Consider the following 19,519-nt stretch of genomic DNA (forward strand, 5'->3'; position numbering starts at 1 on the left):
TGCTTTAACTAATGCACTGCATTAATAACAATAAAGACCCGAAACGGAGCTCTTACGTGAAAAAATTAACGCCGATAGTATCAGGACTGTGTGCATTCACCGTCTCAATGAGTAGCCCAGCTTTTTCCCAAACCGAGGTAAAAAAATCGGGTTACGCCCTAGAGGAAGTGATTGTTACCGCCCAAAAGAAAGCAGAATCACTACAGGATACCCCCATATCGCTTACCGCTTTTGGTGAAGAGCGACTCGAAATCGACGGTATCAGCAACCTTGGCGATATCGGTTCGAAAGTACCAAGCTTAACGATCGAACCCTTCCCCATTAACAATGCCACCTTGCGTATATTTATCCGGGGTATTGGTATTGCCGATGTACAGGTCACCCAAGATCCACCAGTGGGCATTTATGTCGACGGTGTTTATATCGCTCGCTCTACCGGCACCGCGCTAGACGTTGCCGAACTACAGCGAATAGAAGTATTGCGGGGACCACAAGGAACCCTGTACGGGCGCAACACCACTGGCGGTGCCATCAACTTAATTACCAAGCGCCCCACTACCGATGCCTTTGAATTCAAGCAAAAATTCACTGTGGGTAATCGCGGCCTATTTACCTCTAAAACCTCGGCCAATATCCCGCTAGGCGATACCCTCGCAGCCAAAGTGGCATATCTCACCACCCAGTCAGATGGTTTTATCGAAAACACCGGCCCAGGCGGTGACTTTGGCGACAAAGAAGTGTCTGGCTACCGAATAGATCTGCGCTGGGATATCAGCAGTAGCATGTCCCTCGACTACGCCTACGACAATTCAGACTTTGAATATTACAACTATATGTATCAGTCGATTAATCCGGCGATACAGAACAAAGGTCAAGCAGAGCCGATTCGCGAGTTCGCAGTAAGTGAATCTAAACACAGTCCCGATAGATTCAGCAGTATGGCCACAGCGAGAAATTTTGAGGCATCCACCACTGAAATTGAAGGCCACTCATTTATTCTGACCAAAGACTTTGAAAATACGCAGTTCAAGTATATTGGCGCCTACCGAGAGCTACGAGACGCCTCCTACGCCGATTTGGGCGGCGGTCTTGGCTCAGAAGATTATCGCGTTGATTCACATGAATACTGTGGTCCATCAGTAGCGGCGGAAACCGGTTCCGACTGCCTACCTTTGGTAATCCCCGTTATTACCCAGGAGCAGTTTTCCCACGAATTTCAGCTCAGCGGTTCACTATTTGACAATAGCTTAGACTACATTGTTGGCGCTTATTATTTCGAAGAAGAGGCTACCGAGAACAACTCACCGCTTCACCATCAATTTAGCGCAAAAATCAGCGACGGTATTATACCAATTCCAGTTTTGGGCGAGATTTTGGGTGGCGTCCTTATCGGTGCTGGGGACGTGCATTTAATGAATATGCTGTCCCAGCGCTACGATATCAAAAATGAAGCCAAGGCGATCTTCGGTCAATTTACTTGGACTCCAGATATATTTGATAAACGCATGCACTTAACACTAGGTGCGCGCTACTCGGAAGACTCACGCGAAGCGCTGAAAAATCAAACTGACAAAACCTATATTGAAGTCCGGAGCCTAGATCTTGCCATTGACACCGAAGACCTCGGTCCACTGTCGCCCGTACTTGCTCAAGCCGGATTTTTACTCCCAGGCGATCGCAGTTTTGATAATGTGCTTGGCCAAAAAGACTTTGACGATACCTCATTCAGTTTTATTGGTGAGTTTGACCTGACTGACGACGTTAACATCTACGGTAAATTTGTTCAGGCATATAAATCTGGCGGCTTTAACACCCGTGATCCACAGCGCGGTAGTACCGGTTTTGCGCCAGGCACACCTGGCAAAGGTGATGACACTGCCGTCGCTGCGGGTGATGGCAATGTCTATGGTTTCGGCTTTGCCGACGGATTTGACGAGGAGCGCGTTGCCTCTTTAGAAGCCGGTATTAAAAGCGAATTAATGGATCGTCGCCTGCGGATAAACGCCAATATATTCTTCAGTGAATACACGGATATTCAGCTCAACTTTATTCTAGGCGGCACCGTGGCGGACACCAAAGTCACCAACGCCGGCGAAGCAGAAATGCGCGGCCTGGAAACCGATATCACCTTCCTCGCTACCGAAAACCTGATGCTGATGCTCAATTACGCATTCCTAGACGCGGAAGTGACAAAAGCGATAGACGAGTTCGGCAACGACGTTACCGATTCTTTCGGCTTTTATTCTTCCCCGGGAAATTCGTATACCGCTGCAGCAGACTATACGGTCGGCCAGTACGATTGGGGGCAATTAGCCGTCAATCTAAGTTACAATTTCATGGATAGGCGCCGCGGCGGTGTAAGAAGCAGCAATGCGGTAAACACCTATATCGGCGACTACGGCTTAATCAATGGCCGTATTAGCTTCAGCGAAATCCCAGTCAGTAAATACGGCACGCTTTATGTCGGTCTATGGGGTAAAAACCTAGCTGACGAGGAGTTTGAAATTACCGCCGTTGACAACCTCCCCCACAGCGACAGAACCGTTATTTGGGGCGACCCAAGAAGTTATGGTGTTGATGTTATTTATCAGTACTAAGCGCGGGACAATAAAAAAGGCAGCTTAGGCTGCCTTTTTTGTTTTTAACGTCTTTCTCGCGTTTAAAGCACCGAATACATGCCCGCTATTACATACCGACAAACGGCTGAATTAACTTCGCCAGCCAACCTTTAAATAGCAGTGGTGCATCCATCCCAGCTAGGCAGATACAATCCATATCGTCGTCTGCCAAAGGCTGATGCTCAATACTGCCGTCCAGGTCAGCTACGTCACCGGCATTAAATTGACCGAGCGTATCGCTGTAGCCACCACTGAGAATCAGTGTCAGTTCACTACCACGATGGCTATGCACCGGCATTTTTTGACCGGCGGTAATTCGCAAGAGGCGTGCCTGCCCTTCGCCGCAATCGATAACAATTTGTTTTAAGCCAGGCGCAATCGTTTTCTTCCAAGGTAAGGCGTCAAAATCCTGCTCTTTCAAAATTTTCTGTAGCAATGACGGCATAGCACCTGTAACTGGCGCGATCGGACTAACAATAGCTTCCGATCCAACACTCACCTTCTCGCAATCAGACTGAGATTGCTGCATATCTAAACGTTGCAAAACATTCGCTCTAGCACGATCAGACAGCGTTTTAGGTGCAAGCGCTGTCATTAACTCACCACCCAAGCTTTCGCCTGAGCGCACTTGCGACCGACACGTCGAACAAACCTGTAAATGGCACCCTACTACCAAGGCTAGCGCCGCCGGCAGGGAACCTGCGGCGTAACTAAACAAAGTATCATCTTGAGGGTGGTGTTCTATCTGGCTCATACGCCATTTTCTCCAAAATACTGACGGAAAGCTTTAATCGCCAGCCGTAAACTCGACTTCACACTACCTAGAGGCATTCCTGTTTCTTCCGCAATTTCACTGTGACTTTTGCCTTCATAATACGATTTATAAACTACCTGAGCCTGATTGACTGGCAAGGTATCTAGCACCGCTTTCAGGCGTTCACCGTCCGCATTCAAGCGAACATCGGCATCAACAGTCTCCTCTAAGTTATCGTCGGACTCATAAGCTATGCCTCTCTGCTTACGTAATTTGTCGATCCATAGATTTCTGGCCACCCTAAATAACCAGGTGCTAACTGCTGCCTTGTCTCTATGGTAAAGGTGAGCCTTATTCCATAGCGCCAGCATCGCCTCCTGCGCGAGATCTTCCGCTATCGACGCCGCCGCCCCCTGCCCCAATAAATACGCATTCACTCGGGGCGAGAAATGGTCAAACAACAACATAAAACTGTCTTTATCACGACTTTCTGCAATGCGAGCCATACAATCGGCCCAAAACTCGCCACTGCGTTCCTGCTCGGTGGCAATCTCTGCCATTGAAAACCCCTTAATTCGGCGCCTATACGGCCCCGGTAGACTTTTGGATCACTCTTCTATCACTATCATTGGTAGACCATAAGATCGCGGCTATCAATACAAATTGCAGTGGAATACGCAAAAAAAGTAGTTCCGGCGTGACGTGTGCTCCAAATATTGGCACGTCGTTCATCGCTTGATAAATATTAGCTGGCAGCACTAACAAGCAATAAATGGCGGCTAATTTACCCGTTAATACCCGCAATTTGGGCATTAAAATACCGAGTACCAAGCCGAACTCCATAATACCTGTTGCCCAAACAATTGCTAAGGGCCACGGCAACAAGGGAGGCACAATACCCGCAAAATCTTCTGCAAAGACAAAATGTGCCACGCCGCCGAAAGAAAACACCGCGCAAACTAAACCCCGAATTATTATTTTTAACATAAACAACCCCTAACCGCGCCCCGAGCATTCGCTAACGACGATTACTCAGAGACTTTCACTAAGAAAACCCGTGCAATTGTCATTATCGTCACGCGCGAACAAGATTAGCACAGTCAGACAGATAATTAGCATTGCTGCCATCCGCTACCAGCTATACCATTAGGGTTGAAAAATACGGAGAAAAACATGCTTTTGCCTAGCGCTAAATCAATGCCCGACCTCATCGGCAACACCCCCTTGCTGCATCTGAAACAAGTGTCTGAACTCACCGGCTGTACCATTCTAGGTAAAGCAGAATTTCTCAACCCCGGCGGTTCCGTGAAAGACCGCACCGCGCTGGGCATTATCCGCGATGCAGAAAAAAAAGGCACATTGCGCCCCGGCGGAACCATTGTGGAAGGAACAGCCGGCAACACTGGCATCGGCCTAAGCTTAATTGCCAACGCCCTGGGCTATCGCAGCGTGGTGGTTATGCCCCATAGCCAAAGCCGCGAGAAAATAGAATTACTCGACTTATACGGCGCCGACCTGCGTCTCGTTGCAGCCACCAGTTACAGCGACCCCAATCACTATATTCACACGGCGCGACGTCTTGCCGAAAGCTTAAATGAGACCGAACCCCACGGCGCGGTGTGGGCTCGTCAATTTGACAATATCGCGAATTGTGACATTCACGAGACCACCACCGGCCAAGAAATTTGGGAGCAAACCGGCGGCCAAATTGACGGTTTTATATGCGCGGTAGGCACCGGCGGCACACTTGCCGGTGTCAGCCGAGCCCTGAAAGCACACAAGCCTGACGTCACTATCGGCATTGCCGACCCAATGGGTTCGTCGCTATACAACTACTTTACCAATGGTGAACTCCGCAGCGAAGGCCGCTCCATAGCCGAAGGCATAGGTATCAGCTTGGTCACCGACAATCTGCGACGAGCATCAGTCGACGAGGCATTTGAAATTAGTGATGCAGAAGCGCTGCCATATATTTTCGATATGCTCCGCCACGAAGGGCTCTGCCTAGGCGGCTCATCGGCAATCAATATCGCCGGAGCGGTAAAACTTGCGCGCAAGCTTGGTCCCGGCCACACCATAGTGACGATCCTTTGCGATTATGGTGACCGCTATAAAAGCAAATTATTCAATCCCGTTTTTCTAGAAAATATGGGGCTGCCAGCGCCCGACTGGATGCGAAATTAGACACCCGCAAGGCTGCGGTTACAGCAGCTAAACGACACTCCCTATTGTCAAAGAGCTATCTATTCTATGTCGCAATGTCCCTTTGCTAACTTGTTAAACCCAGACACGTACGCACAAGGTATGCCCTATAAGAGCCTTAAGGACATACGCCAACACGGCCCGGTTGTGAAAATAGAGGACCCGCTGACCGACGTTCCCTACTGGGCGGTAGTCGGTCAGCAAGAATTAGATTTTGTCAGTAAAAATCCCGCACTCTTCTCCTCCGCGAAGCGAACTGCTTTCCCCATGGAGATCCCCCAGGACGAAGTTGATTTTATTCACTGTCACACCATCATTAATATGGATCCGCCGCGTCATCAGAAAGTGCGACGTATCGTGCGTGAAGCGTTCACACCAAAGCGGGTAAACTCCTACGAACCGGCATTTAGAGCACACGCAAAGCAGATTATTGACCGCATTGTGCTCCGCGGTGAATGTGAGTTTGTCGAAGAAGTTGCCGCCGAACTTCCCCTGATCGCCATCTTAGAATTACTCGGCGTTCCCCTAGAAGACCGCAATCAATTCTTCGAGTGGACAAATACCATGATGTTTGCCGACGATCCTGACATGGCAACCAGCATTGAAGATGGCCAAATCGCCGCCGGCGAATGTATTAATTACGCACTCGCGCTGGCAGCCCAACACCGTCAACAACCCATGAACAATATTACCGGTGCACTACTCGACGGCAATGTAGATGGCGAGCCGATTACCGAAGAAGATTTCGCGTGGATGTTCATACTTATTCTTGTCGGCGGCAATGAATCGACCCGCACAGTAATATCACAGGGGATGCGCTTGTTAATGGAGCACCCCGACCAGTTAGAATTCCTTGTTCAAAACCCTGACAAAATAGTCGATGCCATCGATGAGATACTGCGTTACAACACGGCCTTTATTCAAATGCGCCGAACCGCAACCGAAGACATTGAGCTTGGTGGCCAGCAGCTCCGCGCTGGCGACAAGGTCATTCTTCACTATCACGCGGTGAATCACTCCGAAGCGGTTTTCGGTGAGGATGCCATGCGCTTCGATGTCCGCCGCAGCGAGCGCATGCCAAAACTTGGCCAGCAACTGCGCTCTTTCGGTATCGGCCAGCACTTTTGTATCGGCTCCCATCTGGCGAGACTTGAACTGCAGGTTATGTTCGAAGAAATTATCACCAGACTGCGCAACCCAAGCTTGCAGGGCGAAATTGCCTATATTCGCTCCTATTTCGTTAACGGTATCAAAAACATGCGTATCCGCTTTGATACCTGAAATTAACTTTGTACTAAGATCAATGGCTGATTACTCAGTACCACACACTAATAAGGAATCGCGACATGGAAATCGGATTTATAGTCTTCCTCTGCATACTCGGATTTGGCATTGTGTATTTGGTCACGCTGTATAATGGCCTAGTCAACCTCAAACACAATGTTGCCAAGCATCTGGCGAATATCGATGTACTCCTTAAACAGCGCCACGACGAATTACCCAAACTGATCGAAACCTGCAAACAGTATATGCGCCACGAGCAGGACACCCTCACCAAGGTCATTGCCGCCAGACAGCAAGTAGCTGACGCCCAGTCCAGCCATGACATAAAGGCCCTAGGGCAAGCCGAAACCGGATTGCGCACGTCGATGGGGCAATTATTTGCACTGGCAGAAAATTATCCAGAACTAAAAGCGGACAGTACTTTCACCGCCTTGCAAAACCGGATCTCTGCGCTGGAAAATGCCATCGCTGATCGTCGTGAGGTTTATAATGAGGCTGTAAATAACAACAACGTCCGTATTGAGCAATTTCCCGATGTGATTGTTGCCCGCTGGTTTCGCTTTGGCGCCTTTGACTTGCTGCAATTTAGAAAAGAAGAATTAAGCGATGTCGATGTAAAATCTTTATTTAGCTAGCCTTAGACGCGCTCAAGATGGAAATAGACTATTTAGCACTGACGATTTGCGGGATTATCGCTCTCGTCAGTGCCATCGCCAGTATCAAAAGCCTAATGGCTGCCAGAATTATTGAAGATACCCCCACCTCTAAAATTCGCTCGGCCCACCAGGGCTATGTTGAGCTGATTGGCTTTGCAAAGATAGGTCCAGAGCCGCTGCTATTAAGTGGTCTTAGCAAAACACCCTGCCTGTGGTTTCGCTACAATATCGAACGCTATGAATCCTCTGGCAAAAACAGTAGCTGGCGCAGCATTGAGAAACACACCAGCACACAGGCCTTCACTTTGAACGACGGCAGCGGCGACTGTTATGTCATGCCCAGCCGCGCCGACGTGAGCACTCAGCGCAAAAGAACTTGGCATGGCAATTCACGTCACCCCAGCCGAACGAGCGGGATGAACCTATTCGGAAAACGCTACCGCTACACCGAAGAAATGCTGTGCGCTGACGACCTTTTATATATCATCGGCCTGTTCGAAACCCGCCACCCACCTAATCCAAACGCCGCCCGCGATGCCGAAATGGCAAAGGTTCTTAATGAATGGAAACAAGATTACGATAAACTAACTGCCCGTTTTGATCGTAATGGTGACGGGGAAATTGATCTGCAAGAGTGGGAATTAGCGAGAGCAGAAGCCCTGCGTAAAGCGGAACGCAACGTCAGCAAACAGGCACCACTAAACCCGGTTCATACCATTAGCTATTCGCCCAGCCGCCGACAACCCTATATCATTGCGAGTTCGGAGCCAGAATCGCTGAGCAAACGCTATCGCTGGCAAGCCGTCGGCATGCTGCTAGTCAGCTTGGGCAGCGCCACCGCATTGGCTTGGCTGATTGTGCAACAATAGAACGCATACTAAAAAGTAAGAATAGGACAACATTATGGCTAGCCGCCGCAATACCAAAGAACGCATTCTCGATATCGCGGAAGATCTATTTGCCCAACAGGGTTTTGGCGCTACGTCGGTCAGCGAAATTGCCCTTCAGGTGGGCATTAGTAGTCCTGGTATTTACAAGCATTTCAACAATAAACTCGATATTTATGAGCAGGTTTGCCAGCGTCTATTTGCGCCACTTGCGGACGCGACTCGCGGACTGGCAGCCGATGCTGACTTCGCTGATACCCGCCAACAAATTCATCAGGTTATGTCGCTACTTGCCAACAAGCCAAACACCGCGCGAATCGTCCAGCACGCAACCCTTGCGAGGGATGAAACACTAGACCTGTTAAGTGACCGCTGGTATCGAAAGTTCTTTTCCACCATTAGCGACCCAGCAAGTAATCCTGATAAAGAGTGGATCAACGTGCCCACCGCCATGGCCTTCCACTGCATGATTCTGGGCTACGTGACTTTAGCACCGCTTCATAAAGCCATATTTGGTGTCGATCCATTGCATCCAGACCAGCTCGAAGCGCAGCTACAATTTCAACAAGATATGGTCGATGGCTTAAGTAGTTTAGTGCAGCGCCAGGCCCCCCAAAAGTGAGTGCGACTCCGGCGCTGAGAAGCTTACTAATTCACAAGCGCTTGCGCGGCGGCTCGCAGTTGTTCGCTGTATTTTCCCTCTAACAACGCCATCTCCGCGCCGTATTTAGCGCGCTGTTCAGCACTTAACCGCTTCCAATCTTGATGGGTCGGTATATGAGCCAGAGCCGCCGCCATCTCAGTAAAGACCAGCGTATCCTTATTGTAATTCGAGTCTAGGTTTGCGGTCTCCGCCAACACCGCAATACGAAGTGCGAGCTCGCTGCCGCCGAGTTGGCCGCCCAAATAACAGCGTGCCAGAATATTAATACCGCCTTGCGCTTCAGCTTGTTCTGCCATTGCCTCCTGTTGCGCGCGCTGCAAGCCCATGTTTTCAGCGCGAGTTTGGCGCTGCAAACGCCACATCAAGCGACCGGCAATCACCGCTAGCACCGCCACAATGAGTGCGCCAACAGATAGCCAGACCCAGTAATCAGACATATCGAACTCCCAAACTCCACGTAAGCATCATAAAACCATCGAGTTATTGGATCACCATCGACAATCTTGAGCATCAAATAGCAAAGCAGTTTACAGCGAATAAGCCCGCAATTAAGCCCTGTTGTCGACGGTTTTTAAATACCGCAAGAGAAAAGCATCCCTCGGGTAGTGTAGCCGAGCCCTCACTGCCTTATAATTCGGGCCCCGAAACGTGGAGGTAATCAGTGTCTACTCCCAGCGCTATCATCTGGTCAAATAATCAACTGCAATTACTGGATCAGCGTGTTTTACCTACACGCTGCGAATACCGCCAGTATGACGATCCCTTCGCCGTCGCAGATGCAATTCGCGCGATGGTCGTTCGCGGCGCGCCCGCGATAGGCATTACCGCTGCATACGGAATATTACTGGCGGCGCAAAAGCTCACTACCTCGCCCACCAGCGCGGATGCCTGGCAAAACGCACTGCGCCCAGCACGTGACGCACTAGCCAATTCACGGCCCACAGCAGTAAATTTATTCTGGGCATTGGAGCGCTGTGACCAGGTCATTGCCGAACACGGCAATGGCGACGCGCTAATTCCAGCGCTTACTAAATTAGCGGTGCATATCCACGCTGAAGACATTGAAATCAATCAACGCATTGGTGACTTTGGCGCCAGCTTAATTCCGGCTGACAGCATTGTTTACACCCACTGCAATGCTGGCGCGCTGGCTACCGGGGGCTATGGCACCGCCTTGGGCGTTATCCGCTCTGCTCATCGCGACGGAAAAATCCGTGGGGTCTTTGCCGGCGAAACACGGCCGTGGCTGCAGGGCGCGCGCCTAACAAGCTGGGAGTTAATGCAAGACGACATTCCGGTAACCTTGGCAATAGAGGGTGCAGCTGCCCACTTAATGCGAGAACACAAACCCAGCTGGGTGATTGTCGGCGCTGACCGCGTTGCGGCAAATGGCGATGCCGCCAATAAAATCGGCACCTACAATCTTGCCATTATCGCCAAACACCACGGCGTCAAAGTCATGGTTGCCGCACCAACCAGCACCTTTGATGCATTACTCGACGGCCCACAAATCCCAATCGAACAGCGGCCGGCAGACGAAATAACCCACAGTTTCGGCCAGCGCGTGGCGCCAGAAAATGTCCTTACCAACAACCCTGCTTTTGACGTTACCCCCGCGCAATTGATCGATGCTATCGTTACCGAGTACGGGATTATTCACCAACCTGATCGCGCCAAGGTAATAGCGCACCTAAACTCGAATAAACGGAAATAGCAGATAGGCTTATGATCGATAGTAAGTTCTTTTATCAGCAAGCGATTGCACTTGCCGCGGTCGGCGAAGATATTTACCAGCGCGGCTGGGTTCCTGCCACCAGCGGGAATTTCTCTGCCCGCCTAAACGCCAACTCTGCAATTGTTACCGCATCGGGGAAACACAAGGGCCAGCTTAGCCCGACAGATTTTATTGCCGTCGATCTGACGGGCAAGCCTATTAGCGACGGCAAGCCGTCGGCAGAAACCGAACTACACACCCGGTTATATCAGCGCTTCCCTGAGATTGGTGCGGTATTGCACTGCCACTCGCCGGTCGTGACCGTCATCTCGAAGGCACTGCCACAAGCTCAGGCAATTACCCTCGCGGATTATGAATTGATAAAAGCCTTCGATGGCTTCGACACCCACGCCAGCAGCCTTGATATTCCGATCTTTGAAAACACCCAGGACATCACCGCCCTCGCCGCTGAAAGTGATCGCTATTTAACGGCACAAGCACATTGTCCCGGCTATCTAATACGCGGTCACGGCGTGTACTGCTGGGGTAAAGATCTCAATAGCTGCATGCGCAATCTGGAGGCTTTAGACTTTCTGTTGCACTGTGAATTAGAACTGCTGCGCCTTGCGCGCTAGGGAGCGACGATGAGCCAATTAACTATCTTCCTCGACACCGATGCCAGCCAATCGCTATCGACGACACGCACACCCGAACACATTCACCAACAGCTTCACAGCGTCGGTGTGCGCTTTGAACAATGGCAAACCCGCGACGATATCGCAGCCGGTGACAATCAAGAATCCGTTTTGTCCGCCTACCATAGCGACGTCAAACGACTCGTCAGCGAGCAGGGTTATCAAAGCGTCGATGTCATTAGCATCGCCAGCAGTAATCCGCAGAAAGACGCGCTGCGCTTAAAGTTTTTAGACGAGCACACCCACAGTGAAGACGAGGTGCGTTTCTTTGTTGAGGGCCAAGGTTTATTTGCACTCCACATCGACAACAAAATCTATGAAGTCTTGTGTGAAAAAGGTGATCTATTGAGTGTACCGGCCAATACCAAACACTGGTTTGATCTCGGCCCTGAGCCAAACCTGGTTGCCATTCGCTTTTTTAACAATCCCGATGGCTGGGTCGCCAATTACACCGGCGAAGACATCGCCAGTCGCTATTCACGACTTGACGCATAGCGCCGTTAAAAGGAATTTTTTGTGATCAAGGCTATTGTTACCGATATAGAAGGCACTACCAGTTCAATTCAGTTTGTACACCAAGTGCTGTTTCCCTACGCCGCTCAAAACCTAGCTGATTTTATGCGCCAGCAACGCGGTGAAGATGCGGTCGAAGTCGCCTTACGCGATGTTGCGACTGACGCGAAAATCGATATCGCAGACACCGAAGCCTTAATTGCTCAACTGCTCGACTGGATAGCGGAAGACAAGAAAATTACCACCCTAAAATCATTACAGGGAATGATTTGGGAGTACGGTTATCGCAACGGCGACTTCCAGGCACACATCTATCCAGACGCGCTTGAAAAACTCATTGCATGGCATAAACAGGGAATGGAGTTGTATGTGTATTCTTCCGGCTCCATTCACGCACAAAAATTATTCTTCGGCTTTAACGAAGGCGGGGATTTACGATATTTATTTAAAAACTACTTCGACACCACAAGCGGGGCAAAGCGAGACTGGGAATCTTACCGGCGGATACAGCAGCAGATAAACCTGCCCGCCTCTGAAATTCTCTTTTTGTCGGATATTGTTGAGGAGGTAAATGCAGCCGCCGAAGCAGGTATGCAAACCGCGTGGGTTCAACGCGAGTCAGAAAACGTTGCGACGCACCCACAACACCAGTGCGTCAGCAATTTTGCCGATATTCAAGTACCGCAATAAGCCCATTTAGTCGGTCGGGGTCAACCTCGATATTGACTCGATACTGCAACGCTTATTGACGCCGGACTGGGGCACGATCACTACGTCAAATTTCGTTAATGTGCTCGTCCGAGTTTTAAACGCCAGCGTTTCAGAACTGCGCAATTCGCTGCAGGCGTTTTTCAGACTGATAAGATAGTGATCCGACAGCCCATTGCTAAACATCAAATGATGATCGTCTAAATACGTCCAATCGCTGATCCTATACGCTTGAATTTGATCAATATTCTCACCGGGACGATAGCCATACTCCGCGATGCGTTCATCCAAACCCATCTGCTCGTCTTTAACACCACCGCAGGCTAGTAAAGAAAAACTCAAGAATATCGTCAGACCGACTTTTAAGCTTGTTATGTTCATATCCACCTCGGGAGAAATAAGTGCGGAAAACCGCCTTATTCTGTGTCTGACACTTTGCCGGCGATAAGGTTCTGCTTGGCCGCTAGCGAAACGCTTAACTGCGCGAACTGACGCGGGTTGCACGGAATAGATCACGACGGAAGGTTTTGGCCCCCTCTCGAAACTGCACGTGAATAAAGCGGGCGTCAATCGACGACACGACACCGCGACCAAACTTGGAATGAGCCAATACATCGCCGCTAGTGAATTCTGCGGCATTTTCTATTTCAGGCCCTATCTCGTTTGTGGTATCAATAACTTGCAGCACATGTTCAACAAGCAACGACGAAAAATACACCTGTTGGTTTGCAAAATGAGCCGTCAGCCCGTGCTCATCGATTGCGGTAATACGACCATCTCCATGCTCGCTATGACGCACACAAACGCCATAGTCAAATTTGGCGCCGGACGCCCCAAGTGTAAATTTAATCCCTAGACCCAGTGCTTCCAGATATGCCGCGCCAATAGCAGTGTTCTCTAGGCTTGACGCCGCGAAAGGTGTCTCCCTGGTATCAAGCGCAGCGCCAATCGCCTTTGCCAACGGTATATTCATTTCCTGCAAAAAAGGACTTGGCAGTAAATTCAGCTCTGGCCGCAGGCCGCCAAGCCAGCCATTGCGGCAGTCAATACCGGGGGCAAAGAGATACAAGGCATCAATGGCTCGTGTCATGGCAACATACATCAAGCGCCGCTCTGACTCTTGTTGATCCGCATCAGGACGCCGACGGTTACCGGCCTGATACGGCATATAATGCGCACTTAAGCCCGGCAAAATAACCACTGGCCACTCCAAGCCTTTGCTACGGTGCATCGTTGTGATGGTAACGGCATCGACCAAGGCGTCGCGATCACTCGGCGCGCCCCCCGCCATGCCCATTCCCTGAATCAAATTTACGATCGCCACAGGAGCTTGATCGGTTTGCATGGTAATAAAACTGACAAAAGCGCTGATTGTTGCCGCTCTATTCTCGCCCTCTTCCTTGCTGAGCGCGTTGTCGCGAATCAGTTTCAGTAAATCCAGTCGTGCTAAAAATTCATTCAGACCAACACTCGCACTAGATGATCTTTCCAGCTTCACTAGCGCCGCGGCTAAGCGCTGAAGTCGCTGCTCTTGATAAATTGATAAATCGTCGTCAGATAAATTTAAGGCGCTGAAGCCCTGACCATCTCGCAATGCCTTTTGGACATAACGCCGTAACACATCGTGCTTAATTTTTAACTCGCAGAAACGCAAACAGTCGAAAAGCTGTTGCTCGCAATCCGCCGGATTTTGCTCGTAAAATCGCCCCGCCATGATACGCAGCAAAATCAGCAACACTTTAATTTCTTGCCGCTCTAGCACCCGGCTACCGCCACTTATACGATTGGGAATTCCCCGCTGCAATAACACCAATTCAACCGGCGCGGCCTGCGCCCATGTGCGACAGAGAAACACCATATCTTTAAATGGCCGACCATTGGCATGTTCGCTCAAACACACTTCCGCCAATGTGTCGCCATCATCTGTTTGCAGGCAAAGTTCAATTTTAGTGGCAGGCGCAGTATCAGCGCTGATACACAGTACCGGCTCCCGTCGTTGGTTATTGGCAATAAGATGTGCTGCGGCTAGAGCTAACTGATGACCGTAGCGAAATGTGCGCGACATTTGATAGCTGCTATGGGGATAACTATCGCCAAAATGCTTGAGCATATAATCGGGTCGCGCGCCCCTAAATTCGTAAATACATTGATCGGCATCGCCAACCACTTGCAGGCGCGCGCGATCACCTGCGAGCGTTTTCAACAGAAAGAACTGGATGTCGTTGATATCCTGAAACTCGTCGACAACAAACAAGTCGACACGATTCGCAAGAAACTCACCCAATTTGGGATCTGCAAGCAGTGCGCAACAGGGATCGTAAAGATAATCGGCGAAAGTCACCCTAGCAGCTGCTTTGCGCCACTGTTCAAAGCGAGCGAAAGCCTCTATGAATAATTGGTATTGATCAGGATAAGCCGCGGCGAAAAAGGTCGTTTCTGGTGTTTGTAAATTAGACTTTGCCAAATCGACGAAGCCCGCGAAGGCATCTAACCATTGCTGCTGTTCATCGGCAATTGCCGCCCGCTGAGCCGACGTACCCGCCGATATTTGCAATGCTCGCAGCATTTCAATTCGAAGCTGTGCTTCACTCAATGGTGCAGGGTCAAACGGCGCTAAATGGCCCTCCTTTGCCAATGCTATGGCAAGGTTCCGCCCCATCGCATGAAAGGTACGCACCGGCGGCAAACTGACTGAGGAAGCGGAGGCCAGCAGCAGTTTCCGACTGAAATCTTCCTGCGCGGCCTTATTAAACATAACGACTCTAACTAAGCGAGGATCCATACCCGCTCGCAGCTGTTCGAGTAGGTATTGCACCATTGTGGTGGTTTTACCGGCGCCGGCAACTGCAGTCACCCGAGCATGACCACGGGTGTGGCGGGTAACCAGAATTTGTTCGTCAGTTAGCATAGGCAAATGGATAGCGATTTCATGGCGACAGTGTGAATGTCCTTATTTCTGCGGCGACGAAGAATAACAAGGAATGAGAGAGATTTCCGAACTAACGTCTGCGTCCACGATGATTCATGCGATTAAGCTACCACTCAAATTTAGACTTACTCCCCATATCTGACGATTACCGTTCTAGCGATTTTTATCTCGCAAGCTGGATTAACATTAACAAGGAGTACCAAATCAAGATTGATTGGGTCACCATAAGGCCCGCAGGTAAAAGCCCTTGGCAGCGATCTTATAATAAAACCTAAGGCGTGTTACCGCTACTAAGCGACCACAGCAGGTCTCGACGCAACGAGCAAAGGATTAAAAAATGAACTTCCAGGAAATCAAAGTAGAGATCCGCGATTCCGTCGGCATTCTTACCCTGAACGCACCATCTACCCTAAATGCGCTTACGCCGGTCATGGTCAAAGAGATTGATGAAGCCATTGATTACCTAGCCAAAAATGCCCGTGCAATGATCCTCTGCGGAGCTGGGCGCGGGTTTTGCTCAGGTGCGTCCCTTAACCCCAGCAACCCCCTCACCCCTTTACCTGCTGATCGAAGCCAACGCGATATCGGCTTAATTCTTGAGAAATACCTCAACCCCATTATGCTCAAACTCAAGAACCTGCCAATCCCGTGGATCAGCGCGGTTCGTGGCAGCGCCGCGGGGTTCGGTGCCTCACTAGCACTTGCAGGCGACATGATCGTCGCCAGTGAAAATGCGACGTTTATTCAAATTTTTTCAAAAATCGGACTTGTTCCCGACGGTGGCGCCACCCACTTGCTCAGCCGCACAATTGGCCGCGCCCGCACCATGGAATTAATGTTAACGGGCGACCGCCTAAGTGCCGAAAAAGCCTTAGAGTGGGCACTAATTAATCGTGTTGTTGCAGACGAGAGCCTGGAAGAAGAGGCCTTCAATACCGCCCTGTCACTTGCCAGGGGCCCGACCGTCGCACTAAGTCTGATCCGAAAGGCAGTATGGGCAGCCGTCGATTCAAATTGGGAAGCCAGCCTGGAAACTGAACGCGAAATGCAAAAAATAGCCGGTCAAACCGCTGATTTTGACGAAGGAGTTACGGCCTTTGTTGAAAAACGTGCAGCCAATTTTACTGGCCAATAGCTCACTATCTTGTCAGGACGCCCTTGATGAACCTCCAGTTTCTACTTTATAAACTTGAAGACGGCATTGCGACGATTACCTTTAACCGCCCCGATAAGCTCAATGCCTTCACCCCAACCATGGCCGATGAGCTAATCGCCGTGCTAGATCACATCGACGAAGACGACAAGGTCAAGGCCGTAGTGATTACTGGCGCAGGTCGTGCATTTTGCGCCGGCGCCGACCTATCATCTGGCAAAGACACCTTTAATGGCGAAGGTAACGGCGAATCTGCAGTTCGCGCAGGCAATACTCTTGATTACAGCGATGAATCGGTGCGATGAATCGGTGCGAGATATTGGCGGCCTTATCACCCTGCGACTTTATCGCTGCCTAAAACCTGTTATTGCCGCTATCAATGGCCCCGCAGTCGGGGTCGGCATAACCATGACATTAGCCATGGACATCCGCCTTGCCAGCGAAAACGCCAAAGTCGGTTTTGTTTTTACTCGCCGTGGCATTGCCCCGGAAGCCGCATCATCCTTCTTTCTTCCCCGCATTGTGGGCATTTCACGCGCACTGGAATGGTGCTTTAGCGGGCGCGTTTACCCAATTTCAGAGATTAGGGACAGTGGATTGATCAGAAAAGTGTGCTCTGAGCAAGAATTACTTGTCGAAGCCTATGCAATTGCACGTGAAATCGTAGACAATACTGCACCGGTTTCCGTAGCCCTGAGTAGACAAATGCTGTGGCGCGGACTGGATATGCACCATCCTATGGATGCCCACAAGCTAGATAGCAGGGTAATACTCAGCCGAGGACGCAGCAGCGATGCCGCCGAAGGTGTTGTATCATTCATAGAAAAACGTCCACCGGAGTTTAAGAATCAAGTGTCGAAAGACATGCCCGATTTTTACCCGTGGTGGGACGAGCCTAAGTACTTTTAATTTAGTACCTTTAAATTAAGTACCTAAAAGCTATGTACCTATAAAATATAATCCATGAATCTTACGGCAGCCCGCAAGACAGCATGAAACTGAACACGAGCCTCCTGGAAAATTAGTTATGAGTGAACACTGCATTATTATTGGGGCCAGTCACGCGGCTGCCCAGTTAGTATCCAGCCTCCGCCAAGAGGGCTGGGAAGGTAAAATTTCCTTAATTGGCGATGAACCAAATCTACCCTACCACCGCCCGCCCTTGTCAAAAGCCTTTTTTGTCGGCGAAAAAACAGAGGATGAGCTACTAATTCGCGCCGCTGATTTTTACGACAAAAATAATGTCGATTTGCTGCTGGGTTCGCGAGTAACAAAAATTGATCGCGACGCCAAGAAAATCACCCTGGAAGACGGCGCCGAAATCGCCTATACCAAGCTTGCCCTCACGACGGGCGCCCGGGTTCGCAAAATCCCCTTCACTGGCTGCGAACTTGCCGGTGTTTTCTATATGCGCGATCTTAATGACGTTAAACAGACCCATAAATTTACCGGTCCCGGCAAATCTGCAGTCATTATTGGCGGCGGCTATATAGGGCTCGAAACGGCAGCGTCGCTGCGTAAGATTGGCATGAACGTTATCGTAATAGAAGCGATGGAACGTGTTTTACAGCGTGTTACCGCCCCCGAAGTTTCTGCATTTTACACCCGCGTACACACTGAAGAAGGCGTCGATATTCGCACTCAAGCGGGCGTTGACGCCATCGTTGGCGAAAAACATGTAACAGGCGTCCGCCTTGCCGACGGCACTACAGTGCCTGCCGATCTGGTCATTATTGGCGTTGGTGTAATCCCCAATATTGAACTAGCTAAAGAAGCGGGACTTACCATTGACAATGGCATTGCGGTAAACGAGTTTGCCACTACCAATGACCCCGACATCGTTGCCGCAGGTGACTGTACCAACCACTACAACCCCATTTATGACCGCAAACTACGCCTAGAATCGGTACAGAATGCAACCGATCAAGCTAAAATTGCGGCCAAAAGTATATGTGGTAAACCGGAGGCATATAACGCCCTACCTTGGTTTTGGTCAGATCAATACGACCTTAAACTACAAATTGCCGGACTGTCACAGGGCTTTGACCAGGTAATCATCCGCGGCAATAGCGAGCAAGGCCGCAGTTTCGCCGCATTTTATTTCAGTAAAGGCCGATTTATTGCCGTCGACGCGATTAACCGGCCTAAAGAATTCATGATGAGCAAGCGCGCCTTAACATCAGGTCAAACCGCTGATCCGCTGAAGCTCGCCGACGAGTCTATCGAAATCAAAGACGTCTTTAACTAATTTCAAGTACGAGAATATAGACAATGCCTTTAATTATTTACAAATCTCACGATGGCAACACGCAGGAAGTTCACGCGGAAGTTGGCACCAGTATTATGCAGGCCGCGGTTGATAACGGCATCGACGGTATCTTGGGGGAATGTGGCGGCTGCTGCAGCTGCGCGACCTGTCACTGCTACGTGGACCCCGCTTGGGTTGCTAAAGCGGGCGAGCCTGACAGCACAGAAAAAGACATGCTCGACTGCGTATTAGACCCTCAGGACACTAGCCGCTTAAGCTGCCAAATTGTGATTACAGATGAAATGGACGGTATCATCATCGCCATGCCTAAGTCGCAGTACTGATTAGCGATTGCGGATAGGGCCTTCTAGCCCTATCCGCCCCCCCGCCTCACCCGAAAGCAAACGCCACAGCACTTTGGCAATCCGCCCCCACACAGTTTATAATCTGCGCAGATTTATCAACCCCAAACGCAATCTGAAATGGAAGCCTAC

At 50.2% G+C, this 19,519-nt stretch carries 21 protein-coding genes; 15 read left to right on the plus strand and 6 right to left on the minus strand.

The window, feature by feature from the left end:
• Positions 1-56 precede the first annotated feature (56 nt).
• Complete coding sequence (locus KXJ70_RS13855; RefSeq protein ID WP_219044100.1) at positions 57-2,597, plus strand: TonB-dependent receptor; 2,541 nt, start codon at positions 57-59, stop codon at positions 2,595-2,597.
• An 88-nt stretch (positions 2,598-2,685) separates the two neighbouring features.
• On the opposite strand, the gene KXJ70_RS13860 is transcribed toward KXJ70_RS13855, so the two are convergent.
• The 3 genes from KXJ70_RS13860 to KXJ70_RS13870 are packed head-to-tail and all read right to left on the minus strand — an operon-like array spanning position 2,686 to position 4,359.
• On the minus strand, positions 2,686-3,372 hold the full coding sequence (locus KXJ70_RS13860) for a ChrR family anti-sigma-E factor (protein ID WP_219044101.1): 687 nt from the start codon (positions 3,370-3,372) through the stop codon (positions 2,686-2,688).
• Complete coding sequence (locus KXJ70_RS13865) at positions 3,369-3,932, minus strand: sigma-70 family RNA polymerase sigma factor (protein ID WP_219044102.1); 564 nt, start codon at positions 3,930-3,932, stop codon at positions 3,369-3,371. The genes KXJ70_RS13860 and KXJ70_RS13865 overlap by 4 nt, the downstream gene beginning before the upstream one ends.
• 22 nt (positions 3,933-3,954) lie before the next feature.
• On the minus strand, positions 3,955-4,359 hold the full coding sequence (locus tag KXJ70_RS13870) for a DoxX family protein (RefSeq protein ID WP_219044103.1): 405 nt from the start codon (positions 4,357-4,359) through the stop codon (positions 3,955-3,957).
• 186 nt (positions 4,360-4,545) lie between these two features.
• Between KXJ70_RS13870 and KXJ70_RS13875 the strand changes: the two genes are divergently transcribed.
• The 5 genes from KXJ70_RS13875 to KXJ70_RS13895 all read left to right on the plus strand — a co-directional run bounded on the left by KXJ70_RS13875 (position 4,546) and on the right by KXJ70_RS13895 (position 9,023).
• Complete coding sequence (locus KXJ70_RS13875; RefSeq protein ID WP_219044104.1) at positions 4,546-5,556, plus strand: cysteine synthase A; 1,011 nt, start codon at positions 4,546-4,548, stop codon at positions 5,554-5,556.
• A gap of 120 nt (positions 5,557-5,676) precedes the next feature.
• A complete protein-coding gene (locus tag KXJ70_RS13880; RefSeq protein WP_369409789.1) occupies positions 5,677-6,855 on the plus strand; it encodes a cytochrome P450 in 1,179 nt (392 codons plus the stop codon).
• 65 nt (positions 6,856-6,920) lie between these two features.
• Positions 6,921-7,493, plus strand: coding sequence for a LemA family protein (locus KXJ70_RS13885; RefSeq protein ID WP_219044106.1), 573 nt, complete (start codon positions 6,921-6,923; stop codon positions 7,491-7,493).
• A gap of 17 nt (positions 7,494-7,510) precedes the next feature.
• Positions 7,511-8,383, plus strand: coding sequence for a GIDE domain-containing protein (locus KXJ70_RS13890; protein ID WP_219044107.1), 873 nt, complete (start codon positions 7,511-7,513; stop codon positions 8,381-8,383).
• A 34-nt stretch (positions 8,384-8,417) separates the two neighbouring features.
• Complete coding sequence (locus tag KXJ70_RS13895) at positions 8,418-9,023, plus strand: TetR/AcrR family transcriptional regulator (protein WP_219044108.1); 606 nt, start codon at positions 8,418-8,420, stop codon at positions 9,021-9,023.
• Positions 9,024-9,049: 26 nt separating this feature from the next.
• Here KXJ70_RS13895 and KXJ70_RS13900 read toward each other — a convergent pair whose 3' ends face one another.
• Positions 9,050-9,502 (minus strand): DUF2489 domain-containing protein, encoded by a 453-nt coding sequence (locus KXJ70_RS13900; protein WP_219044109.1) that lies wholly within the window; start codon positions 9,500-9,502, stop codon positions 9,050-9,052.
• 224 nt (positions 9,503-9,726) lie between these two features.
• Here KXJ70_RS13900 and mtnA point away from each other — a divergent pair, with 224 nt between their 5' ends.
• From mtnA to mtnC, 4 genes are read left to right on the plus strand one after another with little or no spacing between them, the layout of a single operon-like run.
• Positions 9,727-10,779, plus strand: a complete 1,053-nt coding sequence (gene mtnA / locus KXJ70_RS13905; protein WP_219044110.1) for an S-methyl-5-thioribose-1-phosphate isomerase — start codon at positions 9,727-9,729, stop codon at positions 10,777-10,779.
• An 11-nt stretch (positions 10,780-10,790) separates the two neighbouring features.
• Positions 10,791-11,414, plus strand: coding sequence for a methylthioribulose 1-phosphate dehydratase (locus KXJ70_RS13910; RefSeq protein ID WP_219044111.1), 624 nt, complete (start codon positions 10,791-10,793; stop codon positions 11,412-11,414).
• Positions 11,415-11,423: 9 nt separating this feature from the next.
• On the plus strand, positions 11,424-11,969 hold the full coding sequence (locus KXJ70_RS13915; protein ID WP_219044112.1) for a 1,2-dihydroxy-3-keto-5-methylthiopentene dioxygenase: 546 nt from the start codon (positions 11,424-11,426) through the stop codon (positions 11,967-11,969).
• Positions 11,970-11,990: 21 nt separating this feature from the next.
• Positions 11,991-12,677, plus strand: coding sequence for an acireductone synthase (gene mtnC, locus KXJ70_RS13920; RefSeq protein WP_219044113.1), 687 nt, complete (start codon positions 11,991-11,993; stop codon positions 12,675-12,677).
• 6 nt (positions 12,678-12,683) lie between these two features.
• Here the strand turns inward: mtnC and KXJ70_RS13925 are convergent, their stop codons facing one another.
• Positions 12,684-13,076 carry a DUF6491 family protein gene (locus tag KXJ70_RS13925; protein ID WP_219044114.1) on the minus strand — a complete coding sequence of 131 codons (393 nt, stop codon included), beginning with the start codon at positions 13,074-13,076 and terminating at the stop codon, positions 12,684-12,686.
• A gap of 94 nt (positions 13,077-13,170) precedes the next feature.
• The gene (locus KXJ70_RS13930; protein ID WP_219044115.1) at positions 13,171-15,603 is read right to left on the minus strand and encodes an ATP-dependent helicase; all 2,433 of its coding nucleotides are present in this window, start codon (positions 15,601-15,603) and stop codon (positions 13,171-13,173) included.
• Between the two features lie 358 nt (positions 15,604-15,961).
• On the opposite strand from KXJ70_RS13930, the gene KXJ70_RS13935 reads away from it, so the two are divergent.
• The 5 genes from KXJ70_RS13935 to KXJ70_RS13950 all read left to right on the plus strand — a co-directional run bounded on the left by KXJ70_RS13935 (position 15,962) and on the right by KXJ70_RS13950 (position 19,369).
• Positions 15,962-16,759, plus strand: a complete 798-nt coding sequence (locus KXJ70_RS13935; protein ID WP_219044116.1) for an enoyl-CoA hydratase-related protein — start codon at positions 15,962-15,964, stop codon at positions 16,757-16,759.
• Between the two features lie 26 nt (positions 16,760-16,785).
• Complete coding sequence (locus KXJ70_RS19425; RefSeq protein WP_255558465.1) at positions 16,786-17,082, plus strand: enoyl-CoA hydratase-related protein; 297 nt, start codon at positions 16,786-16,788, stop codon at positions 17,080-17,082.
• Positions 17,009-17,686: an enoyl-CoA hydratase-related protein gene (locus KXJ70_RS13940; RefSeq protein WP_255558466.1), complete on the plus strand. Its 678-nt coding sequence runs from the start codon at positions 17,009-17,011 to the stop codon at positions 17,684-17,686. Before KXJ70_RS19425 ends, KXJ70_RS13940 begins: the two co-directional genes overlap by 74 nt.
• Positions 17,687-17,804: 118 nt before the next feature.
• Positions 17,805-19,025, plus strand: a complete 1,221-nt coding sequence (locus tag KXJ70_RS13945) for an NAD(P)/FAD-dependent oxidoreductase (RefSeq protein ID WP_219044117.1) — start codon at positions 17,805-17,807, stop codon at positions 19,023-19,025.
• Between the two features lie 23 nt (positions 19,026-19,048).
• Positions 19,049-19,369, plus strand: coding sequence for a 2Fe-2S iron-sulfur cluster-binding protein (locus KXJ70_RS13950; protein WP_219044118.1), 321 nt, complete (start codon positions 19,049-19,051; stop codon positions 19,367-19,369).
• Positions 19,370-19,519: the final 150 nt, after the last annotated feature.

The sequence above is a fragment of the Zhongshania aquimaris genome, assembly GCF_019312595.1.
GTDB classification, from domain to species: domain Bacteria; phylum Pseudomonadota; class Gammaproteobacteria; order Pseudomonadales; family Spongiibacteraceae; genus Spongiibacter; species Spongiibacter aquimaris.